Origin of the sequence: Agrobacterium deltaense RV3 (genome assembly GCF_900013505.1) — a bacterium.
Lineage (GTDB): Bacteria > Pseudomonadota > Alphaproteobacteria > Rhizobiales > Rhizobiaceae > Agrobacterium > Agrobacterium leguminum.
In genome coordinates, this window is record NZ_LT009745.1 from 426459 (window position 1) to 447384 (window position 20926).

The window sequence follows — 20926 nt, forward strand, 5'->3', positions numbered from 1 at the left end:
GGTCAGGCTTCCTTACGTATCCATCTTGCTCAGATGTTTTTTGCAGTGCAAAATATGCCTGAAGCTGAGGAAAAAAGCGTGAGCAGAACGAGAAGTGTTTACGGCATGTGGAGTTCCGATCCGGCCAAACATGCGCCGGTGGAAGATGTGCAGGGCATCGTTACCGGTGCCATCGTCTCGGCGCTCGGCTTTTATCTTCTGAACAAGGTCGGCCTTCTGACCGGCGGCACCGCCGGCGTCGCCTTCCTGCTTCATTATGCTTTCGGCATCAGCTTCGGCCTCCTGTTCTTCCTCGTCAATCTGCCCTTCTATTACCTGTCCTTCCGCCGCCTCGGTCTTGCCTTTTCCTTCAAGACCTTCATCGCCATCGGCCTTGTTTCGGTGCTGACGGAAGTCGAAGCGCGCTGGATGGTGATCGACAGCATCAACCCGCTCTGGGCGGCGCTGCTCGGCGGCCTGCTGCTGGGTTACGGCTTGCTGGCGCTTTATCGTCACCGCGCCAGCCTCGGCGGCATCGGCATTCTCGCCATCTATATTCAGGATCGCTTCGGCATCCGCGCCGGTCTCATCCAGCTCGCCTTCGACGCCTTCGTGATGCTCTGCGCCTTCCTCGTCATCGATCCGGCCACCGTCGTTTATTCGATTGTCGGCGCTTTCGTGCTCAACATGTTTCTGGCCATCAATCACCGCTCGGACAGATATATCGTCGTGCGCTGAGCGACAGCGGTTGAAATCCGTCGCGCTTCGGCGCAATAGCTCGGCAGGGGCCGAAAGACAGGGGAATGGGCATGGATGATACGACTGCGCGCAGGCGTCTGAACCTTTGGGCCTCCGCGCCGGATCGTCATTCCTTGCTGGAAGACGCGCAGGGCGTTCTCGCGGGCAGCATGCTGGTTTCACTGGGCGTCACGTTGTTTTCCGCTGCCGGCCTTTTGACGGGCGGCACGGTCGGGCTGGCATTTCTCGTGCATTACGGCACCGATCTAAGCTTCGGCGCGGTGTTCTTCCTCGTCAATCTGCCGTTTTATTATCTCGCCTTCCGTCGTCTCGGGCTTGCCTTCACGGTCAAGACCTTCTGCGCCATCGCCATGACGGCGCTGCTGTCGGAATATATGCCCGGCTTTTTCGCCTTTCAGAGCATCAATCCGGTTGCTGCGGCACTTTTCGGTGGGCTGACGGTCGCAGCCGGCATGCTGGCGCTGTTTCGCCACCGCACCAGCCTTGGCGGTTTCGGCATATTGGCGCTTTATCTGCAGGATCGTTTCGGCTGGCGTGCAGGCCTCGTGCAGCTCGCCTTTGATGGCATGGTGCTGGCCTGCTCTTTTTTCGTGGCCACACCTTTCGTCATCATCTGCTCCGTCCTCGGCGCGCTGGTCATGAACCTCACGCTCGCCATCAATCACAGAAACGACCGCTACATTGCCATGTAGCGGCCGCCCGTTTCGGGTTTAAGGGGTCACGCTGCCTTCGCAGCCGCATCCACCGGATGCTGCGAGCGGAAACCGACGGCGATGCGGTTCCAGGTGTTGATCGCGCCGATGGCGACGGTGATCTTCACGATATCCTCATCGGAAAAATGCGCCTTCAGCGTCTCGAAGGCGTCATCCGGGGCGCCGGTTTCGGCAATCTTCGTCACCGCGTCCACCCAGCCGAGCAGCGCCCGTTCCTGCTGGGTATAAACGGGGGATTCCCGCCACACGCTCATCAGGTTGATCCATTGTTCGGAAAGCCCGTCATGGCGGCTCTCCTTCACATGCATGTCCACACAGAAAGCGCAGCCGTTGATGATCGAGGCACGCAGCTTGATGAGGTGAACGAAGCGGCGCTCCAGTCCGCTGCCCTGAACGTAATTCTCCAGAGCCATGACGGCCTTGAAGGCTTCGGGGGATGCTTTGGCATAGTTGATACGGGTTTTCATGGGTCTCTCCATTGGTTGGGTCTGTTTGAAGTCATGCGTCATCGGTCCGGAAAGCTGTGAGGCTTCCGGTTTTTCGGTAATCCTGTCTTTTCGGGTCTCAGCGCGTCGCTGTTTTGCGCTCGTTCAGCTCCAGAAAGGCGCAGCCGCGCGCGGCGATCCCGCCATCGTCATTGGCGGCGAGATCGCCCAGAATGTCGGCGATGGTGGTCTTGGCGAGTTCGGCTCGATAGGCCTTTTCCGCTTTCAGCATCGCGGCATTGATGCCGCAGGGCTTGGTGAAATAACGCCCCGGCAAGGGGTTCGGCCCACGCTGGCGGATTTCCGCGCAGCGGAAGGCAGGCTGCGGCCCTTCGACGGCCAGCACGATATCGAGCAGGGTGATCCTGTCGATCGCCCTAGCAAGACGGTAACCGCCCTTCGGCCCCGGCACGGTGGCGACAATCCCGGCATTTGACAGCGACTGGAGATGCTTCAGCAGATAGCTCGTGGAAACGCCGTGAAATTCCGCCAGCGCCGCTGCCGACAGCACGCCGCCTTCGGAAAGTCCCGCCAGCATGCCTACGCTGTGAATGGCCTGTTCCACGCCGTCGCCGAGTTTCATCCGACTTGTCCCTGTGCGGTTCGTTTCAATATCATGGATAAAATTTATCCGCGATTATGCTTTCTGTCAAGCGGCCCCGTTCCGCCCTTCTTTTTTGCAGGTTTTTCACTACCTTGAAGATGTGAAACACACCGAGTCTCCCATTTCCGGCACCCATGTCGGCGCTTTACCCCTTCCATTCCAGAAATGGTTTGCCGAAAAGGGGTGGTCTCCGCGCGCGCATCAATTGGAGCTGATGGCGCGCGCACGCGGCGGCGAGAACATGCTGCTGATCGCGCCCACGGGCGCCGGCAAGACGCTGGGCGGCTTCATGGCTTCTCTCACCGATCTGGCAGAACGCGGCAAGGTGCCGCCGGGCTCCGGCTTCGTCGGCGTGCACACGCTCTATATCTCGCCGCTCAAGGCGCTGGCGGTGGATATCGAACGCAACCTCACCAGACCCGTCTCCGAAATGGGCCTGCCGATTTCCATCGAGACCCGCACCGGCGATACGCCGCAGGGCAAACGCCAGCGCCAGAAGGTAAAGCCGCCGGATATTCTGCTGACGACACCGGAACAGGTCTCGCTGCTGCTCGCCAACAAGGAGGCCGAGCGCTTTTTCCGCGATCTGAAATATGTGGTGCTCGACGAGTTGCATTCGCTCGTCACCTCCAAACGCGGCCATTTGCTGGCGCTGGCGCTCGCCCGTGTGCGCCGGCACGCACCCGATGTGCGCTTCATCGGCCTTTCGGCCACGGTGGCGGAGCCGATGGATTTGCGCCGTTATCTCGCGCCGCAGGGGCAGGATGAGCCGCCCGCCGGCCTCATCACCGTCGAAGGCGGGGCAAAGCCGGATATCTCCATCCTGAGCACGGAAGAGCGCATCCCATGGTCCGGCCACTCGGCCCGTTACGCCATGAAGGATTTGTATGCCGCGCTGAAGGACCATCAGACGACGCTGATCTTCGTCAACACCCGCTCGCAGGCGGAGCTGATCTTCCAGGAGCTCTGGACCATCAATGACGACAATCTGCCGATTGCACTGCATCACGGTTCGCTGGATGCCGGCCAGCGCCGCAGGGTGGAAGCGGCCATGGCGGAAAACAAATTGCGCGCCGTCGTCGCCACCTCCACGCTCGATCTCGGCATAGACTGGGGCGATGTCGATCTCGTCGTGCATGTCGGCGCGCCAAAGGGGGCAAGCCGCCTTGCCCAGCGCATAGGCCGCGCCAATCACCGCATGGACGAGCCGTCAAAGGCCATCCTCGTTCCCGCCAACCGTTTCGAGGTGATGGAGTGCCGGGCAGCGCTTGATGCGAACTATATCGGCGCGCAGGATACGCCGCCGATTGCCGAGGGCGCGCTCGATGTTCTCGCCCAGCATGTGCTCGGCATGGCCTGCGCCGAGCCTTTCGATGCGGACGATCTCTATCGTGAAGTAACCAGCGCTTCGCCCTATGCCGACCTGCCGCGCGCCACCTTCGACCGGGTGGTGGATTTCACCGCCACCGGTGGTTATGCGCTGCGCACCTATGAGCGTTACGCCCGCATCCGCCAGATGAAGGACGGTCGCTGGCGCGTCTCCAATCCGGCGGTCGCACAGCAATATCGCCTGAACCTCGGCACCATCGTCGAGGCGGCGGAACTCAATGTCCGCATGGTCAAGCGCAATGCCAAGGGCACGGTCGGGCGCGGCGGCATGTCTCTCGGCAAGGTCGAGGAGTATTTCCTTGAGCAACTGGTGCAGGGCGATACGTTCCTCTTCGCCGGCAAGGTGTTGCGCTTCGAGGGTATCAGGGAGAATGAATGCCTGGTCTCCCAGGCCTTCTCGATGGACCCGAAAATTCCCTCCTATGCCGGCGGCAAGTTTCCGCTCTCCACCTATCTCGCGGATCAGGTGCGCTCCATGCTCTCGGACCCGACGCGCTGGCATGCGCTGCCGGATCAGGTGCGCGACTGGCTGGCGATCCAGAAGGAAAAGTCGATCATTCCCAAGCGCGACGAGTTGCTGGTGGAGACCTTTCCCTTCCGCAAGCGCTTCTTCATGGTCATGTATCCCTTCGAGGGACGCTTGGCGCACCAGACGCTCGGCATGCTGCTGACGCGGCGGCTGGAACGGGCGGGCGCAAAACCCATGGGTTTCGTCGCCACCGATTATTCACTCGCCATCTGGGCCATGGAGGATATCGGCATGCGGCTGAAATCCCGCCGCCTGTCGCTGGCCGACCTTCTCGATGAGGACATGCTGGGCGACGATCTGGAAGCGTGGCTCGACGAATCCTTCATGCTGAAGCGGACCTTCCGCAACTGCGCCGTCATTTCCGGTCTGATCGAACGCCGCCATCCCGGCAAGGAAAAGACGGGCCGGCAGGTGACGGTCTCCGCCGATCTTATTTATGACGTACTTCGCAGCCATGAGCCGGATCATATCCTGCTGGAAGCGACGCGGCGCGATGCCGCAGCGGGACTTTTGGACATTGGCCGTCTTGGCGATATGCTGAAGCGAATCAAGGGCCACACCACCCATCGCGCGCTGGAACATGTCTCGCCGCTTGCCGTTCCGGTCATGCTGGAAATCGGTCGCGAGACGGTGGCGGGTGAGGCGATGGACGATGTGCTGGCCGAGGCTGCAGACGAGCTGATCGCCGAGGCCATGTCCTGAAACATATGGGCGGAATGAAGGAACAAAGGCAAAAGTGCTGAGTCGGCTGACATTGAGCGACAGGTTTTCCAATGGCTTCGAATGCCTCGGCAGCGAAACTGCCATCAATGGCGTCGCCGCCTGGTGCGATCCTTTGGGCGGACTTTACCTGCCGGACCTGTCGCTGCTCGTCGTTTCCGACCTGCATCTGGAAAAGGGCGCGGCCTTTGCAAGGCGCGGACGCATGCTGCCGCCTTACGACACTATCGCCACGCTTAAAATCCTCTCCTCCCTTGTCAGCCGTTACGATCCGAAGATCGTGGTCAGCCTCGGCGATAATTTCCACGACCGGGTCGGTTCCGAGCACCTGCCGCTGCCGCTGCGCGAACTCATTCGCGACATGGCCCGTGGTCGCGAATGGATATGGATCAACGGCAATCACGATCCCGACGGCACGGTCGATCTGCCGGGCTCTTCGGTGGACGAAATGTTTTACGGCACTCTCGTCTTTCGCCACGAGCCGAAACCGGACGATGCCGCCGGCGAGATCGCCGGGCACCTGCATCCCTCTGCCACGGTCCGCCGCCGTGAAAAGACGGTGCGGCGGCCCTGTTTCGCCACCGACGGTTCGCGTCTGTTGATGCCGGCTTTCGGGGTGATGAGCGGCGGGCTGGATTTGCGGCACAAAGCCATGCGCGGCCTGTTCGATCATGCCGCTCTCGTCGCGCATCTGATGGGGAGGGACCGCATCTATTCGGTGCGGTTTTCAAATCTTCTCGGCTGAGCGTCTCTTCCGGACGTAAAACCGCAACGCAGCTTTACTGGAAATGCTCTATTGCCGGTAGACCAGCACCGGTATCTTCGAATTCTTCAGCACCTTGGCCGTGACACTGCCGAGCAGCATCTCCACGAAGCTCCTGCGCCGGTGCGAGGCCATGGCGATGAGATCGCAGCCGCTCCTGTTGGCGGCTTCGATGATCGCCTCGTCGGGCCTTCCCGCACGCGCCAGCAGCGCTTCGCAATCCAGCCCCATGGAAGTGGCCTGCGCCTGCGTATCCCTCAGCAGATGTTCCGCTTCCTCGCAGCGGTGGAATTCTTCTTCGGCAATGGCGGCAATGTCCTCGACATCGCTGGCAATCACGTGAAAGGGTTCCGATACCGTCACGACGGTCACCTTTGCGCCTGCCTCCTTGGCGAGAGCGAACCCTTGGTCGATTGCGATCTGCGCCAGCGGCGAGCCATCGGTGGGAATGAGAATGTGCTTGAACATGACATTTCTCCTTTTCATCCCGGTCACAACCACACATGCTCGCCTGGAGCTGCACGTATGATTGTAACGCCTTGAATTTTACTGCAAACCGACGGCGGAAGCGAATGCTATCTTTGCCGACAGGGGCGGCAGACGCTCTCTTTTGCGGGATGAAAACCGATCAGTCCTTGCGGAAGATGATGCTGGCGCCCCAGCCGGTCACGACGGCAAGCAGAACGCAGAGCGCGCCATAGGCAAGCGGCGTCTGATGCGCGGCGTCGGTGATCGCCTGTTCCATGCCGGTCTTGACGACGCGCAGTTTCAGTTCGCGTTGGGCGATGAATTTGCCGCTCTTGAAGAGATAGGCGCGTGCGGTGTGCACACCGTTCGGCACGTTGGCCGGCAGGCGCAAAGTCGCCCAGAACAGGCCGGTGCGTTCCAGCCGCACCCCGGTCGTATCGTTGCGATAGATGCCGCTGGAAAGCTTCAGACGCCGATAGGCTTCCTGAAAATCGAAGACATTGTCGGGCACGCCGGAAAAGACCGCGCTTTTCAGTGACAGATGATCGACGCCAAGCCCCATGGCGCGCAGCGTTCCGGGCGAGGCGACATCGCTTATATTGCGCGTGCTGGCCATGGAATAGGATTCCGGCAGCGGTGTGAAGGTGATGGCGCTGGTATTGATCCAGATGCCTGCAACGCGTTCCTTTTTGCGCACCGTCATATAGTCGCTCGGACCCTCGAGCGTCACGACGATATCGTATTGCCCGATGGCGAGCAGCAACTGGTCGGTATTGTTCAGCGCGCCGAAAAGCGTGAAATCCGCGCCGCGAAAATCGGAAGCAATTGGAATTTCGGTCGTCGATGCGCCGATTTCGATATTTTCCAGCAGGGATCGCTGCTGCGGGCCCGGCGGCAGGGCAAGCGGCGGCGTCTGGGCCCAAGCGGTCTGCCCGAAAGTGAGACATGAGGCCAGCGCAAGGGCGGCAAGCAGCAAATGGCGGGTCAATAACCTAACCCCCCGACGGCAACCGAAAACAGGTCTTCGGGCCGCACCACCAGCGATACGGCAAGGCGAAGCGCAACAGCGAGAACGAGAAGCGCCAGCAGGGCGCGCAGCTGTTCGCCGCGCAGTTTCTGGCCGACGCGCACGCCATATTGCGCGCCGATGACACCCGCCACCATCAGGATGAAGGCCAGCACCACATCGACGGAATAGTTGGTCGCCGCCTGAACCACGGTCGTATAGGCGGTTACGAAAATGATCTGGAACAGCGAGGTGCCGACAACCACGCTGGTGGGGATGCGTAAGAGATAGATCATTGCCGGCACCATGATGAAGCCGCCGCCCACACCCATGATCGAGGTGAGGATGCCGATGCCGAAACCCAGCGTGACGATGGGAATGATGCTGAGATAGATCTTCGATTTCTTGAACCGCATTTTCAGCGGCAGGCGGTGCACCCAGTTGTGATGGCCCGGCCGGCGCAGCGTCACGGTTTCGTTGCGGGCGGCGCGGCGAAGCGCCGAAATGCTTTCCTTCAGCATCAGCCCGCCGACGGTGCCGAGCAGGATGACATAAAGCAGCGAGACGATGAGATCGAGCTGGCCGATGCTGCGCAGGAAGGAGAATATCCACACGCCGACCGTCGCCCCCACGAGACCGCCCACAAGCAGCATGCTGCCGAGCTTGACGTCGAGCGTGCCGCGCCGGAAATGCGTGATCGAGCCTGACACGGAGGAGGCGACCACCTGGTTTGCCCCTGTCGCCACGGCCACCACAGGCGGAATATTGTAGAAGATCAGAAGCGGGGTAATCAGAAAGCCGCCGCCTACGCCGAACATGCCGGAAAGAAAACCGACGGCCGCGCCCATGCCGAGAATGATGAAAATATTCACCGACAGTTCTGCGATCGGCAGATAGACAGTCACGGCTCGGACCTCGGGCAAATGGTTCCGGGCGGCAGGGCTTGTCCGGGTGAGGGGGCCGCGCCGCGATTTACACTTTCTGTCTGAAAAGACCGGGCATGCCCGGCCTTCATCCGTCATGCCCGCGAGGGCCTGACCTGTCAACATTCAACGGTAAATACGTTGATAATTTGGAAAGATAGCGGCCGTGTGTCGGCAGCCGGCCACATTCCTGCGCCGGGCTGATCGAAAGCGGCCCGGGGGCCGCTTCGCCGGTTCTCGAATGTTTATTTGTTGCGGGCGAGGAGCGCGGTTACCAGCTCGTTGGTAATGCGGCCGTCCGGCGTCTGGCCCACGGACTTCTGGAAGTCCTTGATGGCCGTCACCGTGTTCTTGCCGAGCTTGCCGTCAGGCTGGCCGGCATCGAAACCGTTCTTGTTCAGGATCGCCTGAATGTTGCGGATCGCCTTTTCCATGTCCACGGAGGCAGTTTTCACGCCTTCCTTGCCGGCCCATTCCTCGGGCGGGTTGACGCTGTTGGCATCTTCCGAAAGCGGCTTGACCTTCCAGGCGTCCACCTTGGCCTTGGCGCTCTGAAGCTGCTGCGGGTTCAGGGCCCCTGCCACTTCGTCGCGCTTCTGGGCGGCGTCGGCGTCGCCATCCTTAGCTGCGATGGCGAACCACTTGTAGGATTCCTCGATGTCCTGCTTCACGCCGCTGCCGCGCGCATAGAGAATGGCGAGGTTGAACTGGCTGTCACGAACGCCGAGGTCGGAAGCCTTGATGAACCATTGCGCGGCGGCGGCGAAATCCGGCTGACCGGCCGCATCGGAAGCAAGCAGCACGGCAAGATTGTGCATGGCGCCCGCATTGCCCTGTTCCGCGGCCAGCGTGTAATAGCGCTTGGCTTCGGGAAGGTTGCGTTCGACGCCGTTCGCCTTCTCGTAGAGATTGGCGAGACGATATTGCGCGGGTGCAAGGCCGCGATCAGCGGCGAGCTTGTACCACTTTGCCGCCTCGGTGCGGTCGGCGGCAACGCCGCGGCCATCGGTGTAGCGGGCTGCGATCTCGAACAGCGCCTGCGTGTCGCCCTTGGCGGCCGCTTCGGCAAGAGATGCCGGCTCGATGCCGGCGGGAACGGTGATGGCGTCCTGGGCGGGAGCAGCCGTGGCGGCGGCCTGTGCCGGAGCCGAAGGTTCGTTCTGCGCGAGGGTGCCGGAATTTGCCGCATCCACGGCAGGAACGTCGGCAACCGGCGGCTCGTCAGGCAGCGGTGCGCCGCCGACGGTGCGGGGATCGATGGCGTTTTCCGCCGGTGCGGTGTTTTCGATGCTGTCGGCGGATGCTGCCTGTTCCGGATCGATGGCGAGATCGGACGGAATGGTCACGGCCTTGTCGCCCGCTTCAGGAAGCGCGGAGACCGGGCTATTGTCCTGCTTCTGCTCGATGACCGGAGCCGGAGCTTCCGCGCCGCCGATCAGCGTCTTGACGAGCGGCATGGCCATCATCGCCAGAAGAATGGCGCCGATGCCGAGCAGCAGCGGGCGGCGATAGCGCGAGAGCCCCGATGCCTCGGCCTTGCGGCCCTTCTTGCCGGTATCAAGCTTCTCCGGCGATGTTTCCATGGCGGCGGCCTGCGCCGCACGACGGGCGGCGGCAATGAAATCCGTCCGTCCTTCGGCGTCTGCGGCCTTGCCGCTGGCGGCCACCTGGCTGGCGCGCACGCGCTCGAGGATTTTCTTGATATCGGGCGCACCCGAACCCGGCTCCAGAAGTTCGTTCTCCTGACCCGCCGGCAGAACGTCGATCGGATCGAGCGACGGGGCGGACTCGACCTGCGTGCGGGCGGAGGAGGAGGCCGATACGGGTTCTTCCGCGGCTTTGACGGTCTTTGCCGTACCCGTCTTGAAACGCTTCGTCAGGCCGGCAAGCAGGCTCTTTTTTTCCGCCTTCGCGGGCTTTGCCGCAGCGGGAGGCACGATGGCATCCCCATCTTTCCCGTCGGCGTCGAGAATGGCCTGTTCTTCGGCGATATAACCCTCTTCCGGGAAGATGGCGGCCGGCATGGATACATCTTCGTGCGCGGGGGCCGACACAGGCTTCGCGACGTTGCGGGGCGCGGCCTCTTCGCGGTAGACGGGGGCATTGTCGAGGTTATCCAGCCGGCCGGCGATCTGCACCAGCGTCTCGTGCAGCGCTTCGAATGTGCGGTGCGTGCGTTCCTCGGTGTTGCGGCTCAAGGCTTCGAGATTGCGCAGATCGGTCGCAAGATCGGTCAGCATGGTCATGTCGGCAAGGTTTGCGCCGGCCGAGAGATTGTTACGGGTATAGGCGTCGAGAACAGCCTCGGCCGCCTGCCGGGCTGCTTCGATGATATATTCGTCGTTGGACGCCATGTAGTCTTCGATGGCCGCCATGCGGACATCGAGTTCAGGCGGCATGCCTGCGGCCTGCATCTGCACCGGCTGGCTGATCAGCGTCGAGAGATGGGCGATCTGGTTTTCGAGGCTTGCCAGCGCGTGGCTGTCGGCGGGCGCGGCATGGGCGGTCTCGTCGAGACGGGCGGCAATATTGCCGAGCCGCTCTTCCAGACGCGAGAAGGCGCTTTCGCTGAGGCCCGATGCCGGCTGCGGCTGGCTGTAGCGATAATCGAGGTCCTCGATCCGGCGCGAGAGCAGGTCGAGCCGCTCTGCCAGACCGTCATTGACGGCGCCGTGATCCAGCGCATCGATTTTGCGGGAAATGTCGCTGAGGAAAGACGTCAGCTCCGCCTGTTGCGAGGGGCGCTGCGAACGCTCCAGAAGCAGGGAAAGCTGGTCCAGCCGCTCATGCAACTGGGCGGCGTCGCGGGCGGTGCTGAGTTCGTCGATCTTGCCGGCCAGCGCTTCAAGACGGGCGGTCAGGTCCAGCGCCGGTTCAGGTTTTGCGGCGGCAAGGCGGTTGATGTCGCCGAGCTGTTCGGCAAGGCCGTTCAGCCGGTTTTCCAGACGCTGCGCCAGCGCATTGTCCGTTGCCTGCGCATTGGCGCGCGTGCCGGTTGCGGCAATGGCGCGGCTGATTTCGTCCAGCCGCTGGTCGAGGCCGGAAAATTGTTCGGTAAAGGCCGCTTCGTTCGGCTGCATATGCTTGCCGAGTTGCTCCACGGCGCTGGCAATGGCGATCAGCTTGTCTTCGAGCACGCGCACGGCCGGATTGTTGCTCATGCCGCCGAGCTGAGTCTTGATGTCATCGAGACGATAGGCGAGCGAAACGATCTCATCCTGCAACGCGCCGGCGTCGAAACCGCGCAGCGTGTCTTCCACATTGTTCCAGCGGCTTTCGATCCGGTGCACGCTGTCCTCGCGCGCAAGCTGGTCGATCGTCAGGCGCAGGTCCTCGAATTCGTTGCGCAGCCCGTAGGCATCCGGAGACGCCAGATTGCCGAGCTGGTCGATGCTGCCGGCCAGCCGTGCGATATCGTCGCGCAGATCGCCGATGAACTGCTGGTCTTCCGCCACCGCGCGAATATTGCGGATTTCGGCGCGCAGTCCCTGTGCTTCGCGGGCGACGCCTTCGGCAATGTCGTGCTTCAGCTCATGCCGCAGATTGACGAGCGCCTGGGCGATTTCCTGCAGGGCTGCGTCATTGCGTTGTTGTTCCTGATGGGGCGGAATGGCGCGGGCCCGCGGTGCGGAAGCGGCCGCCTGCTGGGCGTCCCTCGGCCGGTATTCCGGTGCAAGCGGTCTGGTAATCGTCCGTTCCGGGCGGGCGGCGGGTTCCTGCGGGCGCTGGAAGCTCGCTTCGAGGAGACGCTGGCGCTGGCGGATTTCGTTGACGGGATCGAGCTGCGGCGGAGTAACACTGGCGCGCGGTTCGCGCGACGCGGCGTAAGCCTCGTTTTTGGGCTCGGCTTGCGCGCTCGCGGCCCGGGGGTCGCGCGGGAACTTCTGGCTCATCAGCCCTTCGATACGGGCTTCGAGGCCTTCAATGGTGCGATTGAGCGCATCAAGAGACGATCTGTCGCTTGGCTGTTGGGTTTTCGATCGCAATCCGTTCATCTTTTCGCTCGCTTCGCTTCCGCCCGCCGTGCCCGGTTATCTGTCGCGACGTTGCCTGCCTGGACACGCCGTCGCCGCAACACGCAGCAATCCTAGAGCCGGTATTCGCCCCCGTTGAGGAAAATGCGCCGGAGTACGAAGCAGTTACCTCTGTCGGGAGAATTCACGAAACGTGGTAAAGAAGTGGTTAACTATGGTCGGAATTTTTTAACTTTTACGGCAGGCGACAGCCCTGCGCCGGGTCGGAGGTCCATTCCGCGAAAAAGGAGAAGGATATTCCGCTGAAATTTATTTGACGTTTACGCGCACGTCAAATATTGTCATCCCATATCGGCCGGATTATTGCCGGCGCCCACGATGCGGAGGAACATCGGTAATGCCTGTTTACAAGGCCCCAGTTAAAGACACGCTTTTTATCCTGAACGACGTTCTCGGCCTAGAGCGGTATAACAACCTGCCCGGCTTCGAGGATGCAACCCCCGACATGATCGAGGCCATTACCGGCGAAGCCGCAAAGCTTGCCGAAGAGCGGCTTTTCCCGCTCAACCTTTCCGGCGACCAACAGGGTTGCAAGCGCGCCGATGACGGTTCGGTTTCCGTGCCGGATGGTTTCAAGGAGGCCTATGACGCCTATTGCGAAGGCGGCTGGATCGGCCTTGCCGTTCCGCCGGAATTCGGCGGTCAGGGCCTGCCTTATACGCTGCACGCCGCCATTGGCGAATATATGTCGTCGGCCAACCTGTCGCTGATGATGTATCCCGGTCTGACGCAGGGTGCGATTGCCGCCATTCTGGTGCATGGCACGCAGGAGCAGAAGGACACCTACCTGCCGAAGATGGTGGAAGGCACATGGTCCGGCACCATGAACCTGACCGAACCCCATTGCGGCACCGATCTCGGCATGCTGCGCACCAAGGCTGTGCCGCAGGCTGACGGCAGCTACAAAATTTCCGGCCAGAAGATATTCATCTCCGCCGGCGAACATTCCATGACGAACAATATCGTTCATCTGGTAATCGCCCGCATCGAAGGCGCGCCTGAGGGCACCAAGGGCATTTCGCTCTTCATCGTACCGAAGTTCCTGGTGAAGGAAGACGGCACGCCGGGCGAGCGCAACGGCGTCACCTGCGGTGCCATCGAACACAAGATGGGCATTCACGGTAACGCCACCTGCGTCATGAACTACGATGACGCGACCGGTTATCTGCTCGGCGCTGAGAACAAGGGCCTTTCGGCCATGTTCGTGATGATGAACGAAGCCCGCCTCGGCGTCGGCCTTCAGGGTCTTTCCGTTGGCGAGATCGCCTACCAGAACGCGGTCGAATATGCCCGTGAGCGCATTCAGGGCCGCTCGCTCTCCGGAGCGAAATTCCCCGACAGGAAGGCCGACCCGATCATCGTGCATCCCGATATCCGCCGCACGCTGATGACCATCAAGGCCTATAATGAGGCCGGCCGCGCCTTCCTTCTGTGGACCGCGCTGCAATCCGACATCGCCCACCGCGCCACTGACGAAAAGCAGCGGCAGGCGGCGGACGACCTGCTCGGCCTCGTCACCCCGATCCTGAAAGGTGTCCTGACCGACAAGGGCTTCGAACACGCCGTGATGGCGCAGCAGGTCTTCGGCGGCCATGGCTACATCGAGGAACATGGCATGAGCCAATATGTCCGCGATGCGCGCATCACCATGATCTATGAGGGCGCGAACGGCATTCAAGCGCTCGATCTGGTCGGCCGCAAGCTCGGCATGAATGGCGGCCGCGCCGTCATGGCGCTGTTCAAGGAAATCGGCGATTTCTGCGAGGAAAACCGCGCCGATGAAAAGCTGACCCTCTACACCAAGGGCCTGAAGAAGGGCTTGAACGACCTGCAGGCCGCAACCATGTGGTTCATGCAGAACGCCATGGCGAAACCCGACAATGCCGGTGCCGGCTCGACAGACTATATGCGTCTCTTCGGTATCGTGGTGCTGGGCTACATGCAGGCGCGCATGGCGAAAGCCGCCAGCGAAGCGCTTGCAGCCGGCAGCGCTTCGGACGAGGATTACCTCAAGACCAAGCTTGTCACGGCGAAGTTTTATATGGAGCGCATCATGCCGGAAACGGCGCTGCGCAAGGCCCGCATCGAAACCGGCGCGGACACCATGATGGAACTGGCTGCGGAAGCATTCTGAGAAATCTGGCGTTCATAACGCCACAGGGAGAGAGTTATGACCGACGTATTTATCTACGACCATGTCCGCACCCCGCGCGGACGCGGCAAGAAGGATGGCAGCCTGCATGAGGTGCCTTCCGTTCGCCTTGCCGCCAAGACACTGGAAGCCCTCCGCGACCGCAACGGACTTGATACATCCACGGTAGACGACATCATCATGGGATGCGTCGATCCCGTTATGGATGCCGGCGCGGTGATCCCGAAAGCCGCCGCCTTCGAGGCGGGTTACTCCAACAAGGCCCCGGGCATGCAGATCTCGCGCTTCTGCGCCTCTGGTCTCGATGCCATCAACTTCGCCGCCGGCAAGGTCAAGGCGGGGTCGGACGATATCGTCATCGCCGGCGGTGTCGAAAGCATGTCGCGCGTTGGTATGGGCATGTCGGGCGGTGCCTGGTACATGGACCCTTCGGTCAACTTCCCGGCCTTCTTCATGCCGCAGGGCGTATCTGCCGATCTCATCGCCACGAAGTATGGTTTCTCCCGTGACGATGTCGACGCCTACGCCGTCGAAAGCCAGAAGCGTGCGGCGCACGCCTGGGAAAAAGGCTATTTCAACAAGTCGGTCATTCCGGTGAAGGACCAGAACGGCCTGACGATCCTCGACCGTGACGAGCATATGCGCCCCGGCACGGACATGCAGGCGCTGGCCTCCCTCAACCCATCCTTCCAGATGCCGGGTGAAATGGGCGGCTTCGAAGCCGTTGGCATCATGGCGCATCCGGAAGTGGAGCGCATCAACTACGTCCACCATGCCGGCAATTCATCCGGTATCGTCGATGGCGCTGCCGCCGTGCTGGTCGGTTCGAAGGCGGGCGGCGAGGCAATGGGCGTGAAACCGCGTGCCCGCATCAAGGCATTCGCCAATATCGGCTCCGATCCGGCGCTGATGCTCACCGGCCCGGTGGATGTGACCGAAAAGCTCCTGAAAAAGACCGGAATGTCGCTTGCCGACATTGATCTTTTCGAACTCAACGAAGCCTTCGCCGCCGTGGTCCTGCGTTACATGCAGGCCTTCGACATCGATCACGACCGGATGAACGTCAATGGCGGCGCCATCGCCATGGGCCATCCGCTCGGTGCAACCGGCGCGATGATCCTCGGCACGGTGCTGGACGAGCTGGAACGGCGCGATCTGAACACCGCGCTCGTCACGCTCTGCATCGGCGCCGGCATGGGCACGGCGACGGTTATCGAGCGGGTTTGAGGCTGGTCATGAGGCGCGAGGTTTACGAGCGGCCCAAGAATGAGGTTGAACAGCAGCTGGCTCGGCACAATCTGGAAAAGGACATGGCACAGGATCATAGGGCGTCCATCCGCCCTGTTTCCCCTGTCCAGATCCGGCGGCTCCGGGCAGAGCGTTGGGGTTTGATCGTGTTTCTCGTTCTTGTGGTCGGTTGTGTCGGCCTCGCACTCGGACTGTCGTGACCGCAGGGAAATTTGAGGGAAGAGGAATCCCAAATGAGCACTTATACCAATTTCACCATCGAGACGGACGCAGACGGTATTGCCCTCGTGACCTGGGACATGCCGGAAAAATCCATGAACGTCTTCACGTCAGAAGTGATGGACGAGCTGAAAGCGATTGTTGATGCCACCGTCGCCGACAGCGCCGTCAAGGGCGTTGTCTTCACGTCAGGCAAAAGCACCTTTTCCGGCGGCGCCGATCTTTCGATGATCAAGTCGATGTTCTCCTTCTATAATGATGAGAAGACGAAGAACCCCGATCAGGCGGCGGCAAGGCTGTTCGAACTGGTTGGCCGCATGACGGGCCTGTTCCGCAAGATCGAGACCAACGGCAAGCCCTGGGTTTCCGCCATCAACGGCACCTGCATGGGCGGCGCGTTTGAGCTGTCGCTCGCCTGCCACGGCCGCGTGGCCTCCAGCGCCAAGAACCTCAAGATCGCCCTGCCGGAAGTCAAGGTCGGCATCTTCCCCGGCGCCGGCGGCACCCAGCGTGTGCCGCGTCTGACGGATGCGCAATCGGCATTGCAGATGATGACGACCGGCCAGTCGCTGACCGGCGCGCGCGCCAAGGCTATGGGTCTGGTGCATCAGGTGGTGGAGCCGGATCAGCTGGTCTCCACTGCTAAGCAGATGATCAAGGACGGCCTGAAACCAGTCGCGCCCTGGGATGAAAAGGGCTTCAAGGCCCCCGGCGGCGGCATCTGGACGCCGGCCGCTGCCCAGCTCTGGCCCGCAGCACCGGCCATTCTGCGCCGTGAAAGCGCCGGCAACTATCCGGCCGCCCTCGCCATCCTCAAATGCGTTTATGAAGGCCTGCAATTGCCCTTCGATACGGCGCTGAAGGTGGAGCAGCGTTATTTCACCGAAATCCTTCGCTCGAAGGAAGCCTTTGGCATGATCCGCTCGCTGTTCATTTCCATGCAGGAACTGGGCAAGGGCGCGCGCCGCCCGGCCGGCCAGCCGAAGACCGAGTTCAAGAAGGTTGGCGTCGTTGGTGCGGGCTTCATGGGCGCTGCCGTCGCTTATGTCACGGCTGCCGCCGGCATCCCCGTCACGCTGGTGGATCGCGATCAGGAAGCCGCCGACAAGGGCAAGGGTCATTGCGAAGAAAGCGTCAAGGCGGCCATCGGCAAGGGCAGGCTGACGCAGGAGGAGGGCAAGGCTCTGCTCGACCTCGTCACCCCGACGGCGGATTACAAGGCGCTCTCCGATGCCGATCTCGTCATCGAGGCCGTCTTTGAAGACCGCGACGTGAAGAAGGCCGTCATCGAAGCCGTGGAAGCCGTGCTGCCGCAGGGCGCTATCTTCGCTTCCAACACCTCCACTTTGCCGATCACCGGCCTTGCGAAGAACTCGAAGCGCCCGGCGGATTTCATCGGCATCCACTTCTTCTCGCCGGTCGAGAAGATGATGCTGACGGAAGTGATCCTCGGCAAGGAAACCGGCGACAAGGCGCTCGCCGTCGCGCTGGACTATGTGGCCAAGATCAAGAAAACCCCGATTGTGGTCAACGATACGCGCGGCTTCTTCGTCAATCGCTGCGTGCTGCGCTACATGGCGGAAAGCTACGATATGCTGATCGAAGGCGTACCCGCCGCCATGATCGAAAATGCCGCGAAATTCGCCGGCATGCCGGTCGGCCCGCTGGCGCTGAACGATGAGGTGGCCATCGATCTTTCCTACAAGATCCTGAAAGCCACCGTCGCCGATCTCGGCGAAAAGGCCGTCGATCCGCGCCATATGGAGCTGGTGAAGACGCTGGTGGAAGGCGAGGGCCGTTTCGGCCGCAAGAACGCCAAAGGTTTTTACGACTATCCGCCAAAGCCTGCCAAAAAATCCCTCTGGCCCGGCCTGAAGGACCTTTATCCGCAGCAGAAGCCTGAAGCGGTGGATATGGAGGTGCTGAAACAGCGCTTCCTCGTCACAGTCGCTCTGGAAGCCGCCCGCACGGTGGAAGAAGGCATCGTCACCGACCCGCGTGAGGCGGATGTCGGCTCCATCCTCGGTTTCGGCTTTGCGCCCTATACCGGCGGCGCGCTGTCCTACATCGACGGCATGGGCGTGAAGAACTTCGTGGCACTCGCCGAGAAGCTCAGCGAGACCTACGGCCCACGCTTCAAGCCGACACCGCTGCTAAAGGACATGGCCGCCAAGGGCGAGACCTTCTACGGCCGCTTCGATCCCTATGCCAGCGCCGCCAAGGCGGCCTGAGGCTCCGCGAGACATTGAACAGGCCCTTCGGGGCCTGTTTTATTATGCCGGTCTCCCCGCTTTTCGTGCATCCTTTGCCCGACTGAGGCGTTGAAAAGGCTGACCGGGCAAAAGCGCCCGCCGCCGCAATTCAGCACGCCCCAGGAGACAGCGATGAAAGCACCACTGCGATCCCACGGTTTCGACAAGCCCTCGGACCTTGACGACCATCTGGCCGAACTGGACGAAGAGGCCGCGGAGAAGGAGGCTGCAAAACCCGCTGCTGCCCGAAGGGCGCGTGCCGCCGCCCCGGCGGAATCATCCTTGCGGGCGGAGTTGGAAGACCTTCGCAAACAGCTCGAAAAAATTCGCCGCGACGTCAAACGGCTGGAAGCCGCCTCCAACACGCCGCATCATAAATCCGCCGATGCCCGGCACGAGCGCGACCGCGAGAATTCGCGCCTGATGACGGTGGTGCGCTCGGTTGCCGTCACCTCGCTGGCAAGCCGCATCTTCGCCTCCTCGCCCGTCATGGCGGCGCTGGTGGCCGTGGTGCCAATTGCGCTTGGCCTTGCCGCACGGCGCAATGAGGGGGCGTAAGCCGCCACCTGCCGCGTCGCCGCCCGCTGGCCCGGCGGATGCCCAGGAGCGGGTTTCCCGCCGCAATCCGGCCTTCGCCGGGCATAGATTTCAACCATCCACAGGCGCCGTGAAAAAACTGTCAAAAAACTTCGCGATGGCGCTTGCCATGTCCGAACAAGATGTTATAACCCCGCTCACTTTCGGGGCACCAAACAGCCCCGCCCGCCAAAAGCGGAGGTTCTTCAAGGACCTGAAGTGCCCGGATAGCTCAGTTGGTAGAGCAGCGGATTGAAAATCCGCGTGTCGGTGGTTCAAATCCGCCTCCGGGCACCATTTATTATTCAGTGAAATGAGTGTTGCCTGTGTAGGGCGTTGCGCACGGTTTTGAGTCAATGGGCCATGATAAGCTTCAGGCGAAGTTTGTTCCGCATATTGGACTTAAACGGCGCAATTTGCTTTGTGCTTCAGAATCGTTTAGAACGTATCAGGAACGGGCGGGGTTATGGCGACTGGCTATGATGGACGAGCGGTAGCAAACTTTATTCTTGACTTTTGCAATAGCCGAGGCCGGAATGTTACGCATTTAGATTTGCAAAAGATCATATACTTCTGTCACGTATGGTCTTTAATTCGCTTGGAAATGCCGTTGATAAGGCACAAATTTGAAGCTTGGGAGTATGGCCCTGTACTTCCATATCTCTATAGAGAGTTTAAAAGCTTCGAACGCGCACCGATTACTACTCGTGCCCGCGAAATTGATCCATTGACAGGTGTAAAGAAGGTGGTCGCGTATAGTTTTAATGATACGACGGAGGCTCTTCTTAGTGAGGTCGTGGATTTTTACAGTCGCATACGGACTGGAAATCTTGTGGAACTAAGCCATGTGGAGGGAGGACCTTGGTATAAGGTGTGGTATCATTGTGGTAACTCGAATCCCGGCATGAAATTAAATGATGAAGATATTGCCGAGTTCTATTCGAGAGTTTTGTGCCCGTTTTCGGTTCAATAGCGGAAAGTGATTATGGCAGAGATAAGAGTCCCGACGCTTCAGCACTTGGCCCGAAATTGGCGCCTGAACTCCCAATTGATTACCAAAGCTCTTGTTAGGTTGGCGGAGGATCCACCTCGTTTTAATTATAATCCTCTCTATGGTGCCGTTCGCGATCTTCTGATCCTTCGCGTGCCTTATGAACAGGTTGAAGCAGGTATCCGTAAAATTCCGCGCGAAAAAGTTCGCAACAATCTGTTAAGCATTCTCCCGTTAGTTCGTGACCACTTTTCTGACATTCAACCGGACTTCTTTCAGGTCGTGGGGCGACGTTATTATCCGGTGGGACGTGGTCTTATGGTGCCCTTTGAGCCTCCGATGATCTACGGTATCGGGGGACAGCTCTATTTTCCGTGGTTCAGCTTTTGGCGTTCAAATCCGCTAGCCGATGAAAGACTGTCATTGTTTGTCACCCTAGTTGAAGAGGTTTTGCTGCAAGACCCGGACCTAGAAGCAGCCAAGTTTGAAATATTGGATTTCAGTGCCCCTGACAGCAAGTCTCCTCGTGAATTACAAGTCATTGACGCGCAGGATGTGCCGAGGCTGAGCGAGGCAAGAAAAGCCGAAATGTTGGACATCTTTGCAGAAGGGTATTTTAGGGCTGTGGACGAGTTGGCCGGTAAGACATCTTCTTCTCCCAAGGACCGGCCCGAAGATCGCCCCGATCCCGATCAACCTTCTTTTCTATTCTGACCTCTCTATAATATAGGGAAGTCCCGGATTACTTGCCGGTGAACGCCTCAAGCATGCGGGTGACTCGCACAAGGTCGTCCTCATTCATATTCGCAAGTGCCGCATTCACACGATGAAGCAGATGACCGCGTTCGCCTTCCGGCGCGATAACAGTACCGGTGCCAAAGAACGCGATGGCGGGAAGGCCGAGGGCTTTTGCGATACTCTCGATGGTTTCAAACGAAGGCGAGGCGTCGCCCCGTTCCAGACGCCCCATCATCTCAATCGAAAGGTCGGCCTTTTCGGCAAGGGCTTCTTGCGTCAGGCCCATCGCTTTTCGGTGATGGCGAATATTGCTGCCGAAAATCTTTCTAAGTTCCAATCGTTTCCCTCCGAACTGAAGGGACAGTCGTCTTTGCGACT

The 20926-nt window shown here is 60.6% G+C and carries 17 protein-coding genes and 1 tRNA gene; 11 read left to right on the forward strand and 7 right to left on the reverse strand.

The genetic code is table 11. From position 1 onward, the window contains the following. The first annotated feature begins 105 nt into the window (after window positions 1–105). Both AGR7B_RS02165 and AGR7B_RS02170 read left to right on the forward strand, forming a co-directional pair. Window positions 106–717 (forward strand): YitT family protein, encoded by a 612-nt coding sequence (locus AGR7B_RS02165; protein ID WP_035236585.1) that lies wholly within the window; start codon window positions 106–108, stop codon window positions 715–717. 71 nt (window positions 718–788) lie between these two features. After that, window positions 789–1430: a YitT family protein gene (locus AGR7B_RS02170; protein WP_035236609.1), complete on the forward strand. Its 642-nt coding sequence runs from the start codon at window positions 789–791 to the stop codon at window positions 1428–1430. 26 nt (window positions 1431–1456) lie between these two features. Here AGR7B_RS02170 and AGR7B_RS02175 read toward each other — a convergent pair whose 3' ends face one another. Both AGR7B_RS02175 and AGR7B_RS02180 read right to left on the reverse strand, forming a co-directional pair. Beyond that, a complete protein-coding gene (locus AGR7B_RS02175; RefSeq protein ID WP_035227571.1) occupies window positions 1457–1918 on the reverse strand; it encodes a carboxymuconolactone decarboxylase family protein in 462 nt (153 codons plus the stop codon). Between the two features lie 97 nt (window positions 1919–2015). Next, window positions 2016–2519, reverse strand: coding sequence for an RrF2 family transcriptional regulator (locus AGR7B_RS02180; protein WP_080855927.1), 504 nt, complete (start codon window positions 2517–2519; stop codon window positions 2016–2018). 121 nt (window positions 2520–2640) lie between these two features. Here AGR7B_RS02180 and AGR7B_RS02185 point away from each other — a divergent pair, with 121 nt between their 5' ends. Both AGR7B_RS02185 and pdeM read left to right on the forward strand, forming a co-directional pair. After that, entirely contained in the window at window positions 2641–5160 is a 2520-nt protein-coding gene (locus tag AGR7B_RS02185; protein WP_065654495.1) for a ligase-associated DNA damage response DEXH box helicase, read from the forward strand. A 34-nt stretch (window positions 5161–5194) separates the two neighbouring features. Next, window positions 5195–5923 carry a ligase-associated DNA damage response endonuclease PdeM gene (gene pdeM / locus AGR7B_RS02190; RefSeq protein ID WP_080855928.1) on the forward strand — a complete coding sequence of 243 codons (729 nt, stop codon included), beginning with the start codon at window positions 5195–5197 and terminating at the stop codon, window positions 5921–5923. Between the two features lie 48 nt (window positions 5924–5971). Here pdeM and AGR7B_RS02195 read toward each other — a convergent pair whose 3' ends face one another. The 4 genes from AGR7B_RS02195 to podJ form a co-directional block, all read right to left on the reverse strand. Continuing rightward, window positions 5972–6409 (reverse strand): universal stress protein, encoded by a 438-nt coding sequence (locus tag AGR7B_RS02195; RefSeq protein ID WP_003522788.1) that lies wholly within the window; start codon window positions 6407–6409, stop codon window positions 5972–5974. Window positions 6410–6569: 160 nt separating this feature from the next. Continuing rightward, window positions 6570–7397: a TIGR02186 family protein gene (locus AGR7B_RS02200; protein ID WP_065654492.1), complete on the reverse strand. Its 828-nt coding sequence runs from the start codon at window positions 7395–7397 to the stop codon at window positions 6570–6572. After that, window positions 7394–8320, reverse strand: coding sequence for a sulfite exporter TauE/SafE family protein (locus AGR7B_RS02205; protein ID WP_080855929.1), 927 nt, complete (start codon window positions 8318–8320; stop codon window positions 7394–7396). The genes AGR7B_RS02200 and AGR7B_RS02205 overlap by 4 nt, the downstream gene beginning before the upstream one ends. 263 nt (window positions 8321–8583) lie before the next feature. Further along, a complete protein-coding gene (podJ, locus tag AGR7B_RS02210; RefSeq protein ID WP_080855930.1) occupies window positions 8584–12333 on the reverse strand; it encodes a cell division protein PodJ in 3750 nt (1249 codons plus the stop codon). A 376-nt stretch (window positions 12334–12709) separates the two neighbouring features. Here podJ and AGR7B_RS02220 point away from each other — a divergent pair, with 376 nt between their 5' ends. The 7 genes from AGR7B_RS02220 (at window position 12710) to AGR7B_RS02260 (ending at window position 20524) form a co-directional block, all read left to right on the forward strand. Next, window positions 12710–14506 (forward strand): acyl-CoA dehydrogenase C-terminal domain-containing protein, encoded by a 1797-nt coding sequence (locus AGR7B_RS02220; RefSeq protein ID WP_080855931.1) that lies wholly within the window; start codon window positions 12710–12712, stop codon window positions 14504–14506. A gap of 36 nt (window positions 14507–14542) precedes the next feature. Next, window positions 14543–15751 carry an acetyl-CoA C-acetyltransferase gene (locus AGR7B_RS02225; protein ID WP_080855932.1) on the forward strand — a complete coding sequence of 403 codons (1209 nt, stop codon included), beginning with the start codon at window positions 14543–14545 and terminating at the stop codon, window positions 15749–15751. A 254-nt stretch (window positions 15752–16005) separates the two neighbouring features. Next, window positions 16006–18222 (forward strand): 3-hydroxyacyl-CoA dehydrogenase NAD-binding domain-containing protein, encoded by a 2217-nt coding sequence (locus AGR7B_RS02235; RefSeq protein WP_080855933.1) that lies wholly within the window; start codon window positions 16006–16008, stop codon window positions 18220–18222. A 153-nt stretch (window positions 18223–18375) separates the two neighbouring features. Then, window positions 18376–18801, forward strand: coding sequence for a hypothetical protein (locus AGR7B_RS02240; RefSeq protein ID WP_003522779.1), 426 nt, complete (start codon window positions 18376–18378; stop codon window positions 18799–18801). Window positions 18802–19040: 239 nt separating this feature from the next. Next, a tRNA-Phe gene (locus AGR7B_RS02250) sits at window positions 19041–19116 on the forward strand. Between the two features lie 169 nt (window positions 19117–19285). Next, window positions 19286–19792 carry a Panacea domain-containing protein gene (locus AGR7B_RS26520; RefSeq protein ID WP_080855935.1) on the forward strand — a complete coding sequence of 169 codons (507 nt, stop codon included), beginning with the start codon at window positions 19286–19288 and terminating at the stop codon, window positions 19790–19792. 12 nt (window positions 19793–19804) lie between these two features. Further along, a complete protein-coding gene (locus tag AGR7B_RS02260; RefSeq protein ID WP_080855936.1) occupies window positions 19805–20524 on the forward strand; it encodes a hypothetical protein in 720 nt (239 codons plus the stop codon). A 28-nt stretch (window positions 20525–20552) separates the two neighbouring features. Here AGR7B_RS02260 and AGR7B_RS02265 read toward each other — a convergent pair whose 3' ends face one another. Next, window positions 20553–20885, reverse strand: coding sequence for a helix-turn-helix domain-containing protein (locus AGR7B_RS02265; protein WP_208616010.1), 333 nt, complete (start codon window positions 20883–20885; stop codon window positions 20553–20555). Between the last annotated feature and the right edge of the window lie 41 nt (window positions 20886–20926).